15 protein-coding genes are annotated in these 13,501 nt (G+C 41.5%); 9 read left to right on the top strand and 6 right to left on the bottom strand.

Going from position 1 to position 13,501, the window contains the following annotated elements:
• Window positions 1-43: 43 nt before the first annotated feature.
• From rpsP to AC6JA8_RS11205, 4 genes are all read left to right on the top strand, one after another.
• Window positions 44-286 (top strand): 30S ribosomal protein S16, encoded by a 243-nt coding sequence (rpsP, locus tag AC6JA8_RS11220; protein ID WP_102243912.1) that lies wholly within the window; start codon window positions 44-46, stop codon window positions 284-286.
• A gap of 56 nt (window positions 287-342) precedes the next feature.
• The gene (locus tag AC6JA8_RS11215; protein WP_102245490.1) at window positions 343-573 is read left to right on the top strand and encodes a KH domain-containing protein; all 231 of its coding nucleotides are present in this window, start codon (window positions 343-345) and stop codon (window positions 571-573) included.
• 148 nt (window positions 574-721) lie between these two features.
• The gene (locus AC6JA8_RS11210) at window positions 722-1,093 is read left to right on the top strand and encodes a response regulator (RefSeq protein WP_497973867.1); all 372 of its coding nucleotides are present in this window, start codon (window positions 722-724) and stop codon (window positions 1,091-1,093) included.
• Between the two features lie 26 nt (window positions 1,094-1,119).
• Window positions 1,120-2,691 carry an N-acetylmuramic acid 6-phosphate etherase family protein gene (locus AC6JA8_RS11205; protein ID WP_497973866.1) on the top strand — a complete coding sequence of 524 codons (1,572 nt, stop codon included), beginning with the start codon at window positions 1,120-1,122 and terminating at the stop codon, window positions 2,689-2,691.
• Here the strand turns inward: AC6JA8_RS11205 and tatA are convergent, their stop codons facing one another.
• Both tatA and queF read right to left on the bottom strand, forming a co-directional pair.
• Window positions 2,692-2,874: a twin-arginine translocase TatA/TatE family subunit gene (tatA, locus tag AC6JA8_RS11200; RefSeq protein ID WP_497973865.1), complete on the bottom strand. Its 183-nt coding sequence runs from the start codon at window positions 2,872-2,874 to the stop codon at window positions 2,692-2,694.
• Between the two features lie 9 nt (window positions 2,875-2,883).
• Window positions 2,884-3,429, bottom strand: a complete 546-nt coding sequence (gene queF, locus AC6JA8_RS11195) for a preQ(1) synthase (protein ID WP_497973864.1) — start codon at window positions 3,427-3,429, stop codon at window positions 2,884-2,886.
• 72 nt (window positions 3,430-3,501) lie between these two features.
• Between queF and hemH the strand changes: the two genes are divergently transcribed.
• On the top strand, window positions 3,502-5,919 hold the full coding sequence (gene hemH, locus AC6JA8_RS11190; protein ID WP_497973863.1) for a ferrochelatase: 2,418 nt from the start codon (window positions 3,502-3,504) through the stop codon (window positions 5,917-5,919).
• Between the two features lies 1 nt (window position 5,920).
• Window positions 5,921-6,307: a VOC family protein gene (locus AC6JA8_RS11185; protein WP_497973862.1), complete on the top strand. Its 387-nt coding sequence runs from the start codon at window positions 5,921-5,923 to the stop codon at window positions 6,305-6,307.
• Here AC6JA8_RS11185 and AC6JA8_RS11180 read toward each other — a convergent pair.
• The 3 genes from AC6JA8_RS11180 to AC6JA8_RS11170 form a co-directional block, all read right to left on the bottom strand.
• Entirely contained in the window at window positions 6,304-6,972 is a 669-nt protein-coding gene (locus AC6JA8_RS11180) for an MBL fold metallo-hydrolase (protein ID WP_497973861.1), read from the bottom strand. The two genes, AC6JA8_RS11185 and AC6JA8_RS11180, sit on opposite strands and share 4 nt — an antisense overlap.
• Before the next feature lie 72 nt (window positions 6,973-7,044).
• The gene (gene bfr, locus AC6JA8_RS11175; protein ID WP_102243904.1) at window positions 7,045-7,527 is read right to left on the bottom strand and encodes a bacterioferritin; all 483 of its coding nucleotides are present in this window, start codon (window positions 7,525-7,527) and stop codon (window positions 7,045-7,047) included.
• Window positions 7,528-7,569: 42 nt separating this feature from the next.
• Window positions 7,570-7,767, bottom strand: a complete 198-nt coding sequence (locus tag AC6JA8_RS11170) for a (2Fe-2S)-binding protein (protein WP_102243903.1) — start codon at window positions 7,765-7,767, stop codon at window positions 7,570-7,572.
• A 218-nt stretch (window positions 7,768-7,985) separates the two neighbouring features.
• Here AC6JA8_RS11170 and AC6JA8_RS11165 point away from each other — a divergent pair, with 218 nt between their 5' ends.
• Entirely contained in the window at window positions 7,986-9,455 is a 1,470-nt protein-coding gene (locus tag AC6JA8_RS11165; protein WP_497973860.1) for a phospholipase D-like domain-containing protein, read from the top strand.
• Here the strand turns inward: AC6JA8_RS11165 and AC6JA8_RS11160 are convergent.
• Entirely contained in the window at window positions 9,447-10,292 is an 846-nt protein-coding gene (locus AC6JA8_RS11160) for an ATP-grasp domain-containing protein (RefSeq protein ID WP_497973859.1), read from the bottom strand. The genes AC6JA8_RS11165 and AC6JA8_RS11160 overlap by 9 nt on opposite strands.
• A gap of 60 nt (window positions 10,293-10,352) precedes the next feature.
• Here AC6JA8_RS11160 and AC6JA8_RS11155 point away from each other — a divergent pair, with 60 nt between their 5' ends.
• Together AC6JA8_RS11155 and AC6JA8_RS11150 are read left to right on the top strand one after the other, a co-directional pair.
• Window positions 10,353-11,423, top strand: a complete 1,071-nt coding sequence (locus tag AC6JA8_RS11155) for a M14 family zinc carboxypeptidase (RefSeq protein WP_497973858.1) — start codon at window positions 10,353-10,355, stop codon at window positions 11,421-11,423.
• Between the two features lie 97 nt (window positions 11,424-11,520).
• On the top strand, window positions 11,521-13,491 hold the full coding sequence (locus tag AC6JA8_RS11150; RefSeq protein ID WP_497973857.1) for a sigma 54-interacting transcriptional regulator: 1,971 nt from the start codon (window positions 11,521-11,523) through the stop codon (window positions 13,489-13,491).
• Window positions 13,492-13,501 lie beyond the last annotated feature (10 nt).

Genomic DNA, 13,501 nt, shown 5'->3' with positions numbered 1-13,501 from the left:
ATTTAATTTAATCTGTTTTTTATTACTTTATGGAGAATTTTAGATGTTAACTGTTAGACTATCGCGTGGTGGAAGAAAAAATGATCCTGTTTACACAATCGTTGTAACTGACTCTCGTAAATCAAGAGACGGTGGTTTCCTTGAGAAACTAGGACAATACAACCCACACGACGCTACTTCACTTAAGAACGTAAAAGTTGACCGCCTTAAAGCTCTTGTAGCTTCTGGTGCAACTCTTTCTGATACAGTAAGAACTCTACTTAGCAACCAAAAAATCGCTCTTTAAGCTTTTGTAAAAAAGCTTTTTGAGATCCACGTTTTTGGAGGTTTGTTGTGAGTGAGTTGAAAGACCTTATTAGCTACGTAAGTAAAGCTCTAGTAGATATGCCAGAAGCTGTTACTGTGAATGAAATCGTTGGTGAGCAGACGACTGTAATCGAACTAAAGGTAGATAAAACTGACCTTGGTAAGATTATCGGAAAGCAAGGCCGTACAGCGAGATCACTAAGAACGATCCTAAACGCAGCGTCGACTAAGTTAAAGAAGCGCTCGGTTTTAGAGATCATCGAATAGTAAATGAATAAAATTGATTTAACTGCCAAATTTTTTGGGGTATGAAAAAAGGAAGTTTTCGGACTTCCTTTTTTTTTACCTCTTTTAATCTAAAGACTTAGCTCCTTTCCCCAAAATTTTCCGATGATTTGTAATACAATATATTCTTATGAGTATAGTGCCGATTCTATTAATCGTTGATGACAATAGCGACCTCCTTGAAATGTATGAAGAGATTCTTCAGATACCAGGCGTAAAAACTGTTGGTATTGATTCAGGGGCGTCTGCATTGGAATTTTGTAAAAACAATCATGGTGTCCAGGTCATTATTTCTGATTCTAATATGGGAGAGATGTCCGGAATGGAGCTCCTCTCTAATCTAAGAAGCTATTATCAAACTATGCCAGTCTTCTATCTTTTTACTGGCGCCTTTGACATCAGAGAAGAAGAAGTTAAAGAGGCCGGAGGCCATGGCCTTATCTTAAAACCATTTGACCTCGATGAAATTTTAGAGAGAATTAAAAAGGACATTAAATTCTAATTTTCTCTAGAGAGAACAAAGTGGTCATGGAAGACAAACAAAAAGATGCCCTTTCCCGTCAGGGAGCTGAAGAGTTTTTAAAAATTTGTGAGCAGTTTAAATTGGGAAGTCTTCCCACTGAATCACCAAATCCACGTTCAATGCATTTATCAGATGAAGCGAAAACGGATGTCAGTCGTGCGATTGCAACAATTAAAGACATTGATTACGACGTCTTTTTAAAGGTGCGTGAAGTGCTCCCTCAAATCAAATTTCTCCAGGAGAAAGTTGAGGCAACACTTAAAGCTGGAAACAATATTTTCCTTTGCGGTTGTGGAGCAACAGGAAGACTCTCTCTTGCTCTGGAAACAATCTGGAGACACAAATACGACAATCACCCTGAGTATCAAAACCGCATTTATAGTTTTATGGCCGGAGGAGATGTCGCTCTTATTCACGCCGTTGAGAAGTTTGAAGACTTTCCGGAGTTTGGTGAGCGCCAGTTGATGGAGCTTGGTTTTAAGGAAGGGGATTTACTTATTTCAACAACGGAAGGAGGAGAGACTCCTTTTGTGATCGGGGCCACTGAGGCCGCTTCGAAAAAAAGCAGCAATTCTCCATTTTTTCTCTATTGTAATCCCGATGATATTTTAAAAGTCACCGCTCTTCGCTCAAAGAACGTGATTGAAAACCCAAAGATTCACAAGATCAATGTGACAGTGGGGCCAATGGCCTTGACTGGAAGCACGCGTATGCAGGCCACGACGATTTTAATGTATGCAGTGGGGCTGGCGATGTGGTTTCACGATGAGAGTTTTAAAAAAATTGAAGATGAAGTGGCAAGCATCATCTCTTTCGTGGGAAAAACAGATTTTAATTTCTTAAAACCTTTCATTGAAAAAGAAAGCGACATTTATAAAAATGGTGAATATCTTCTCTATGAGACAGACTCTTATTTTGGGATCAGCATCCTGACAGATACGACGGAGAGATCGCCGACATTTAGCTTATACCCGTTTGAAAATCAAAAGGAAGAGCATAAGAATCCTTCGCTTTCTTATATGTATTTTTCTCAGGCAAAAACCAATGAAGAGGCCTGGAACTCTCTTTTAAAGCGCGCTCCACGCACGTTTTACTGGCCGGAAGTCACAGCGCAAACCACTCATGAACGCTTGATGGGCTTTGATATCAGCCAGCACTTTCCGGCCATGAGACAAGAGTATTTAAAAAAGAAAAATCACCATTTCAAAGTGCACTTTAACCGCGAGCTTAACCAAATCCATTTTGAACTGGATTACTTAAAACATACGCTGGATTTAGGCGGATTGAATTTCCTTTCAGCTCACCTGGTGCTTAAGATTTTACTTAACAATCTCTCGACGACGATCATGGGGAGAATGGGGCGCTACGAATCTAACCTGATGACCTGGGTGCGTGCGAGCAATAATAAACTTATCGACCGCGCAGTGAGATACGCTACAACCTTACTTAAGAAAAAGGGAATTGATGTCCCTTACGATCAATTAGTTCATGCGTGTTTTAGATTAAAAGATCAGATCCCTAGGGATCAGGCGCTGGTGCTTAAAATGGTAGAAGAATTCGAAGGCAAGAAGCAGTAGTTAAGACTGCTTCTTGTTATTGTTGTCTTCTTTTTTCTCGTCTTTATTGTCTTCTTTCATTCCTTCTTTAAAGCCCTTGATTGAAGCTCCCAGAGTTTTTCCCAGCTCTGGAATTTTCTTTCCACCAAAAAGAAGTAGGGCGATGGCCGCAATTAAAAGGCCTTCTGTAAATCCAATTCCCATAACAGTTTCCTAGTATAGTTTTGAAAGCTCCATCGAGTATTTTCCCGGAGCATAATTCATAAAACGTTCGTCTTTTAGTTTTTCAAATTTCTTAGAGCTGTAGCTCGCGAATGGGAAAATCGCAATCCCACCACGCGGAGTGAACTCACCGATAACTTCGATGTAGTGTGGGTTCATTAACTTCACCAGGTCGTCACAGATTTTCTGAACGCAGTCCTCATGGAAGTCGCCGTGGTTTCTGAAGCTAAAAAGATAGAGTTTCAGCGATTTTGATTCCACCATCTTTTTATCAGCGATGTAGTTGATAAAGATTTTTGCGAAGTCTGGCTGTGATGTTTTTGGGCATAGAGAAGTAAACTCAGTGCACACAAATGTCGTCCAAGCAGTTTTGCCCGGGTTTTTATTGTCGAAGGCCTCCAGAGTCTCTGGAGAGTAAGTTGTTGGATAATCAGTGTGGCTTTCGCCTAGCGAGAAGCTTTTTAGCTCGTCTTTTCTCGTCTCTGACTTCGGGTTTTGTCTAGCTGATTTCGAAGCAGTATTCTTGCTCTTTTTCATAGGGTTTCCATAGTCTTAAAGTTCTTCTTTTGATATTACTCTTATACCATTTTAAGCCTGAGGAATAAAGCCGTGAGTGAAGGAAAAACAAAAGTTGTTTTCGTGCAGCTAGGTTCGCCTAAAAGCCCTAAAGTCAGTGATGTCAGGGCCTTTTTAAGGGAGTTTTTAGCTGATCCCCGTGTTGTGGACATCAATCCCGTCCTGTGGAAGATCATTTTATACCTTTTTGTCCTGCCATTTAGGCCCAAGCGATCGGCCGAACTTTATTCTCGTATTTGGGACGGAAAGACTTTTCCGCTTCTTTCAATCACTAAAAATTTCACTGACCGCGTTCGTACATTCTTGACTTCACCTAAGGTGGAGGTCAATCATGCTTTTTTACTTTCAGAGCCTCGTGTAAGTGCGGTCTGGGATGACTGGGAAAAAGACCCGAATCCTGCAACTAAACTAAAAGTGATTCCTATGTTTCCCCAGTATTCGGAGTCGACGATTGCTTCCGGCCTTGATGGCCTTGCCCATGTTTATAAAAACCGCGTGAAAATTCCTGAAATCAGCGTGGTGACAAATTTCCATACAACAAAAGCATTTATTGATAACAGTGTTCTGCAAATTGATAAGTATCTTGAGAAGTTTAAAAAAGAAGGCGTGCAATTAGACCGCCTGCTTTTAACTTTTCACGGAATCCAAAAAAGAAGAGTGGTGCAAAAAGAAGATGTGTATTACCAACACTGTTATGAAACATTCTTTTTAATCCGCTCGCGTTTAAAAAATATCTCCCCAGATAAAGTGACGATGACTTTCCAGTCGCGTTTTGGTTCTGAAGAGTGGTTGACTCCTTACACGGAAGACACAGTCGTGAAGCTGGTGCAAAAAGGTGAAAAGCACCTAGCAGTGTACTCGCCAAGTTTTGTGGCCGACTGTTTAGAGACCCTGGATGAGTTAGGGCATGAGCTTAAACACACAGCTCAGGAAGAAGGGGGAGACATTCACTTTATCCCTTGTTTAAATGACGATGAAAAATGGTGCAAAGACTTCGCTAGTTTTGTTGAGCACCAATGTCTTTCAGATATCGAAACACGCGAAGCCGACTTTTATACATTAGAAAAAAATGACTATAAGGAATTTATTGAAATGAGTGCTCAGGAATTAAAACAAAAATCGACACCACTAACGCCGGAAGCGAAGAGCTCAATTGCTATTGTGGCCTTAACTATCTTCCTCGACCTGGTTGGGTTCTCTATTATTTTCCCATTGTTTCCTAGTTTAGCGAAACACTACCTGACAGTTGATGCCAACAACGTTTACTTGCAGGCGATTTTTGGATCGATCCAATCGATTTCAAACTACACGGCCGATTCAACGAATGCTTTTTCAGGAATCGTTTTATTTGGTGGGATGTTAGGGGCGATTTACTCGTCTTTACAATTTTTCGCCGCTCCACTTTGGGGGGCATGGTCAGATAAGATTGGAAGAAAGCCAGTTCTTGTCCGCTCAATGGCCGGGATGGCCGTTGGATACGCCATCTGGTTTTTCTCAGGATCATTTACACTCCTGATTATCTCTCGAATTATCGACGGGATTATGGGTGGAAACATTTCAACTGCAACAGCGGTTGTGGCCGACGTAACAACCAAAGAAAACCGCTCAAAAGGGATGGCGATCATTGGAGTGGCCTTTGCTCTAGGATTTGTTGTTGGACCGGCATTTGGTGGGATTCTTTCACTGATTGATTTAACGAAAATTTACCCGGAATCAGTAGCATGGGGAGTAAACCCATTTTCTGTTCCAGCTGCTTTTGCTTTTATCCTTTCAGTTTTTAACACGGTATGGATTTCTTCAAAGTTTAAAGAAAGCTTACCTCCAGAAAAAAGAGGTGAAGCGAAAACTGAAAGAAGTGCCAACATCTTTAAGCTTTTCAAACCTCTTCCATACCCAGGTGTTAACTTAGTTAACCTTGGATACTTTTCATTCTTAACAGCGTTCTCGGGAATGGAGTTCACTCTCACGTTCCTCGCAGCTGAAAGATTAAATTACACGTCGATGCAAAACGCTTACATCTTTATTTACATCGGCTTTATTATCGCCTTTGTTCAAGGTGGATACGTAAGAAGAAAGGCCGCTGTTGTGGGCGAAAAGCGCATGGCCTTAATGGGAATGGTGTCTTTAATCCCTGGTCTATTGTTAATCGCTTTAGCTTATTCGTCTCCAATGCTTTATGCCGGATTATTCTTCCTGGCGGTTGGTTCTTCGATGATCATGCCGTGTTTAACAACTCTGGTGACGTTTTATACGCCTAGTGAAGAGCAGGGAAGAAGTGTTGGTATCTTCAGGTCAATGGGAGCTCTTGCTCGCGTTTTAGGTCCCATTTTTGCGGCCATTATTTACTACAAAGATGGCTCAGCAGCTCCGTATTACATTGGGGCCGTATTCTTATTAATCCCAATCATCATGGTAATGAAGTTACCAGAAGTAAAAGAGCAGGCGGTCTAAAATGAAATTAGGATATGTGATTTATTATGTAGAAAGTGTTGAAGCAACAGTCGCTTTTTATGAAAAGGCTTTTGGGCTTGAACGCAAGTTTGTCCATGAATCGGGTGAATACGGCGAGCTTTTAACAGGAGAGACGACTCTTTCATTTGCGAGCTTAAACATGGCCGAAATGAATGAGATTGGTTTTTCTGGCAGAGCAAAAGGTTTTAAGTCTGCTGATATGGAAATTGGATTAGTGACTTCTGACGTTCTTGCTGCTCATAAAAAAGCAGTGAGTGCCGGGGCAGTAGAAGTTAAAGAACCAACACAGAAGCCTTGGGGACAAACAGTCAGCTATGTGAGAGACCTCAATGGATTTCTCATCGAGATCTGCTCACCAATTGGCTAACAAAGAAATGGATTGTACTTTTTCTCTTCATAAATGCGGGTCTCATCACCGTGGCCCGCAATCACTCTGGTTTCATCCGGCAAATTAAAAAGCCTTTCTTTAATCGACTTTATAATCAATCTGCCATCGCCTCCAGGAAGGTCACTTCTTCCGATTGAGCGTTGGAATAGGGTGTCTCCAGCAAAGAGCATCGGCTCATCAAAATACTCTGTATAAAACGAACATGAACCAGGAGTATGTCCTGGAGTGTGAATGGTTTTTAGGAATGTTTTAATTTCCGGGTCTTCGAAGGAAAACTCTTCATTGTCTTCCAGGTAAGAGTCAATTGGCTTCGGAGCACCAACGACTTGCCTGAAAAAAACACCCTGTTGTGGAAGAGCGTCGTAGAGAAACTGGTCACCTTTATGCAGATGAAGGCTTGCTCCTGTGGCATTGGCCACCTCTGTGCTTCGCCCGATGTGGTCAAAGTGCGCGTGAGTGTGAATCAACTTTTTGACTTTGATATTGAGGTCTTTTACTTTTTGCAGAATAAACTCGTGGTCATTTCCCGGATCGATGATAATGGCCTCGCGGGTTTTATCCGAATAGAGGATAGAGCAGTTACATTGGTAATTGCCGACAGGGAAGCTTAAGAGCACGAGTGAGTTTTTCTTTAGTGTATTCATGAAGAGATCGTAGCATAAAAAAAAGGCCCTGATAACAGGGCCTTTAGTCTGGTATTAGTTGTAGAAAAATACTTAAGAATCTTTTTCCATCTCGATTTGAGACTGGATGTAGTTCTGGATTCCCACTTGCTTAACAAGTCCAACCTGAGTTTCAAGCCAGTCCACATGCTCTTCTTCACTCTCAAGGATGTGAAGGAAAAGGTCGCGGGTTACGTAATCAGATTCGCTTTCAGCAAGCTTAATGCATTTTTTTAGGTGAGGGATAGCTTCGTTTTCAACTTCAAGGTCAGCTTCCATCACTTCCTGAACAGTTTGCCCGATTCTAATGCGGTCAATTTTTTGTAGGTTTGGTAGCCCTTCAAGGAAAAGAATGCGCTTGATAAGCTCATCAGCGTGTTTCATTTCATCGATTGAAGCTTTGTATTCCAGGCGGCCTAGTTTATCTAGTCCCCAGTTTTGTAGCATTCTTGCGTGAAGAAAATATTGGTTGATTGCTGTTAACTCTTTTGTAAGAACAGAATTAAGAGCATCAATGATTGCCTGACTTCCTTTCATAATAAGCACTCCAAAAAAAAGTAATGTGTGAGGTGCCTAAGATTATGAGTCGGATTTTTTGGTTTTGGAATCTAAATTGTTCTGATTATCGAGGATTTTTTTGACAGCATCGACTACGCATGCCCCGCATGAGTCGCCAATCCCAAGATTCTTTAGAATCTGGTCCTGAGAGTGGTTGTGTGTCCCGATTTGGTCCATCAGCATTTTCTCAGTTATCCCTTTGCAAATACAGATATACATTTAAAGTGTCCTCTTGTTGCCATTCTAGTTCAAAAGTATGCCTAGTCAAACTAAAATATCTGTCTTCTAACAACTGGCTGAATTTACATGATTCTCTTGGGTAAAAAAGACCTGTCAATAAAGCTGACAGGGGCTGAATTCTTTACAAGCTCACTCCTTTGAGAGGCCATCTGGTCGTATTCTTGGGGGACAACAACTTTTAGGACCAAGAGGCCATTATGAAGTCTAAGAATCTTTTATTAGCACTTTCTTTGTTAGTAGGTACGAATGTATTTGCTGCCGATATTGAAGGTAAAGATCCATTCAGCTTAAGCATGCAAAGACCACATGATGTCGTTCTTCTCAATCACGGTCTCGCTTCATTAGAAGAGCGTCTGCAGATGATTGAGAGAGCAGAGAAATTCATCGACGTAGAATACTTCATTTATAGAACAGATAAATCGGCAAAACTTTTTACTCAGGCCTTAGTGAAAAAGGCACGCGAAGGTGTAAAAGTTAGAATGCTTTTAGACTGGTTCATGGTTAAAAGTGACCTTTCTCCATTTTATGCTCACGAGCTTGAAAAAGAAGGAATTGAAGTTAAGTACTTTAACACAACTTCAACTCTAAACTTATTTTCAGGTCAGTATAGAAACCACAGAAAACTTATTTTAGTAGACGGTAAAGAAGTGATCACTGGAGGAAGAAACATCGGTGATGAATACTTTGACCTTCACGAAGAATACAATTTCCTAGACCGTGAAATGCATATTGAAGGCGATATGGTTGCGGCGATTCAAAAGACATTTGATGAAACATTCGCTGCTAAAAAGAGCGTGCGCGTGGCCCGTGATAGAATGCCTGAAATGGATGATGCTAAGTACAGAAGAGGGGACAACGACGATACAGCAGGATACGAATACGACCTGAAGAAATGGAAAGAAAAAGTAAAGCTTGCCCAGGATTTTGTGAATGCCCCAATGGATGCAAAACGCGAGCAGGACATCAGAGCAAAAGGACAGGATGAGTTAACTAAAGAGTACCGTGGTTCATGTAATGAAATTACTTTCATGTCAGAGTACCCAAATATCGGAACGAAAAACAGAAAAGAAAACCGCGTAATCAAGCACAACCTTTTTGAGCGTATTGCTAAGTCAGAAAAGTCAATCTTGATTGATTCACCTTACTTTATCGTAAACAAGGAGCTTTCTGAGTCGCTGGATAAGGCCCTTGCTAATAAAGTAGAAGTTAAGCTTTTAACAAACAGCCTAAACTCAACAGACGCGATCTATGTTTATGCTAACTTCGACAGCAACGTGAGAACGTGGTTAAACAAGGGATTAGATTCATACATCTTCAAAGGAACAAGACCAGAGACGTATGAAGTTTTAGAAAACGAATCAGGCAAAGCGCGCTTTGGAGTGCATGCAAAGACTTTTATCTTTGACGATAAAAACGTGATCATCGGAACATACAACGTAGACCCAAGATCAGCTAACTACAACTCTGAAATGGTGGTGGCGTGTGAGAACTCACCAGAGCTGGCAGCGGAAGTAAAAAAGGACGTCGAGTCAAGACTGGCCGGCAGTATTCACCTTGACTCTGAAAAGACGATTGCTGATGCTGAATTCTACCAAACAAGTTTTGGAAAGAAGCTTCTGTATTACTTCACAAAAATCCCGGCAAACATCTTCGACTACCTATTGTAATTTGACTATAAGCTCTCGGGCGATATTAACGCCTGAGAGCTCTTCTGCCTGCTCAAAACCTGGAATCGGATTCACCTCTAAAATCTTAATATCACCTTTCTCAGGCAACAATAAATCAAGTCCCGCATAATCAAGCCCGCTATGAAGGAAAGCTTTTTCGGCAATAGACTCTAAGTCTTTTGGAAGTTTCTTAAGGATTTTTCCATTTGAGCGCTTTGCATTTCCGCGGAAGTCATCTTTGGCGATAGTCTTTTCAATGCAGGCGAGGACTTCACCTTTGAGCATAAAAAGGCGCCATTCTTTTTTATGAGGAATGTAGGGCTGGATTAAAAAGCGCTGATCTTTCATGGCATGGAAAGTTTCAAGCACACTTTGAAGTGACTTTTGACCTTCCAGAAAGTTGACGCCAATGCCCTGGTTACCGCGGTTCATTTTGAGGATGTACTGGTGCCCAAGCTTCGCGATGGCCGCTTCTAGTTCATCAGTCATTGTCCCTCTATAAAGGAGAGTCGGGATGGCCGGCAGATCGTACTTCTTAAAAAAAAGTGACTGAAGATCTTTTGAACGGAATGTCCCTAGAGCATTGTAAGGGTTTGAAATTTTCATCCCTAGATTTTCATGATGCTTTGTGACCACCAGATCAAAATCGTCATAATTGGTTCCGGTTGTCCTGTGGAGGTAGAGTCCGCTTTTGTCCTTTTCCACGGGAAGAATCTGGTGCTGATAGGGGTTTAGGTACAAAACGGAGTGTTTTTGTTTTCTGCCTTCTTCAATCAACCTCTTGGTTGTATAGAGATTAGGGTTAAGACTGGCGATAATAAGATTATTTTTTCCCATGGGGACTCACTAAGTTTTGATTGAATTCCTTAAAAGAACCTAGGTATAATATCATCCATAATGAAAGCCCGTCATGTATTAATTCTATTTAGTATGCTTTGCACTTTTAGTGCGAGTCATGCCCAGTCGACTCCAACAGCTCCTGCGCCAGCAGCGGCACCTCCGGCAACGGAACTCGGAATGACTCCGGCAATTAAAAATTATTGTGATAAATTAGAAAAAAGCTTCAAGCGCTATGGTTGGGATAAGAGTGAGTGTGAAACCTTTAAATGGAGTCACTACAGAAACTCGGTTCTAGGCGATCCATTAATGTGGACAGTTTTTGGCGATGTCAGTGATGAAGAACAGCCAAGCTTTAAAGACAAAGACGTGACGATTGTGATGTGCGGAGTGCACGGAGATGAAATCACGCCGGTTAAGTTTTGTTTTGATTTAATGTACTACCTGCGCGAAGCCTACTCAAACCCAGAGAAGCTAAAAGGTGAGTTTCATAATAAAGTTGTCCTCGTCTCTCCTTTAGTTAATCCTGATTCATATTTTAAAGCGCGCCCGACGAGAGTTAATGCCCGCGGAGTAGACCCGAATAGAAACTTTCCGACAGCAGACTGGCAAAAAGAAGCGAGAAAAATCTGGCTGACGAAACTAAGAAAAGATAAAAGAAAAAACCCAGGTGAGAAACCAAACAGTGAACCGGAAGTTGTCTTCCAGGTTAACCTGATTAAGCGCTACAGCCCGGATAAGATTGTTTCAGTTCACTCGCCACTGACTTTATTAGATTACGATGGTCCAAGCATCGCCGCCAACAATGGTCTTGATGGTGTGAAAGCTCACGAGCTTTTAAACCAGATGAGTAAAGATGCTTCCGGATACAATATTAAAGACTATCCTTTTTTTCCAGGTTCACTAGGAAACTGGGCAGGACAGGAAAGAAACATTCCAACATACACATTAGAACTTCCCTCTGCTGACCCAAGAAAGAGTAACGAGTACTGGAAGCTCTTTGAATCGGCCATGCACAAGGTGATTGTCCACAGTCTTCGTCAAGATTTGGCGAAAGCTCCGGGAGTGACAGACACGCATGAGCCAGGAAAAGAGGGTGTTCCTGCGATTCCAGGTACATCGGCAAACTAAACAATCGTTTGCAAATTAAAATTGGCAAAAATTCAAGTTTTGAAGAAAAACGTCGATAAGACTCTTGAGTGAATCTGTACACTTTAGGAGAGAGCTTATGCTAGCGAGTTTTTCTGAATTTAAATTCTATCAATCATTCAGAATTCCAGTAGAAGAGGCCGACGACCTGAGATTTCTTGTTCAAATGTCAAAGGACCGAGGTCCAGAAGAGTATATTGATGATGCCAAGTTAATTGATATTTCATTAACTGGGCTTGGATTTGCTACCAGCGAGCGCATTTCTGTTGGCCAGGAAATCACCATTTCTCTTCAATATAAGAAGCACCACCTGGATTTAACCGGGAAAGTTGTGCGCGCTTTTTCGCAGTCGCTTGATGATCAAAAAATCATTTATGGGATTGAAATCGAAGAGGAAAAGGGGATTGCAAAATTCCTTGAGCACTATATTCTTGGCTTCTCGGGAGAGAGATTAAAAAACTGTCTGATCGATTCAGCGATTAAAGAACGCTACACTAAAGCGACGGATGGATTTGAAATCTTCTCGCTTTTACTTTCACTCTTTAAAGACATCACTCACTTTGGTGACAAAGAAGGGTTCATTGAATCAATGCTTGATGAAGTTATCCGCATTTTAAATGCTCAGAGAGCTTCGTTATTTTTAATTAATCCAGAGACTAACGAGCTTGAAGCCGTGTGTGCTCTTGGAGTGAGAAAAGAGCAGTTAAAATTCGATTACCGCATCGGGATTGCCGGATCAGTATTTACTACTGGTGTGGCGCTAAACATTGATACAGTTCATGATAGCACGCGCTTTAACGAAGCCTTTGATAAGAAATTTGGCTTTGAAACAAAGTCGATTATCTGTCACCCGATCCACAACCGCGAAGACAAGATCATCGGTGTTATCGAAGTTTTAAACAAGAGAAACGAAGACCGCTTTACGATTGAAGATGAAAAGACAATGAAAGTTCTTTCACTGATTTTCTCTTCTGTGTTTTATAACTTTACGCCAATGTCGGACAAGTCTTTAATCAGAAGATTTTCGAATCCTTTTGACAGAAAGAATGCTCTGATTGGTAAGGTGCCTCACGTCGCTTCTTTAAGAAGCACGATCGTGAAACTAAAAGACATCGAAGCTCCAGTGCTTATTTACGGAGAGCGCGGAGTTGGTAAATCACTTTACGCTAAGATTCTTCACGTTGAAGGTCAGCGTGGATTAAAATCTTTTGAAGTGGTTCACTGTGCTGAAAAAGATCAGGAGATGGTAGGGAGACTGCTTTTTGGACCAGAAGAAACTGAAAGCAAGTTCATCACTTGCCAGGGGGGAACTGTTCAGCTGCATGAGGTTTGGGCCCTTTCTCCAAATAACCAGAAGACACTTTTAGAAGTGTTAAAAACTCGCCATATCCCGAACACAAAGTTTAGTCTTGATGTTCGTATCGTAGCGACAACGACCAGAGATCTTGGTCTCTTGGTGGCCAACGGAGAGTTTGACCGCGAGCTTTATGAGTTCATCTCAAAAGCGACTGTGTTTATGGAACCACTAAGAAGAAGAGGCGATGATATCGAGCTTCTTGTGGATTACTTCCTAAAAGCTGAATGTAAAAAAGAAGGGCTTCTGCTGAAGTCGTTTGCTCCAAAGTTAATGGAGAAATTAAAGAAGTACGACTGGCCAGGAAACATCAAAGAACTTCGTCTTTGTGTGGAAAGGGCAGTGCTTTATAATCCAAAGGCCCACGTGATCACTGATATCGAGATTGAAGATTCAGCTTCACCACTAGTGGATCTTTCAGAAAAGAAGAGAATGTTTGGGGACCTTCCCTTTGTTGGCGACCACAACATTGCGCTTAAAGACCGTCTTTCATTGGTAGAGCGTGAAATGATCCATGCCGAGATCAGACGCTGCAATGGCAATAAGTCCAAAGCTGCAAAGGCGATGGGCATTAGCCGCGAAGCTTTAAGAAAGAAGCTTCTGATGAGTACAGATATCCTGAAGTCTCTGAACTTAACAGAAGATGAACGCTTAAAATTCATGAAAGAAGATGACGAATTCTCAAATGCGGCTTAAAAAGGATAGG

Source organism: Bacteriovorax sp. HI3 (genome assembly GCF_059738875.1).
Note: the sequence above shows the minus strand (reverse complement) of the source record. Positions and strands in the feature narration are given on the sequence as shown.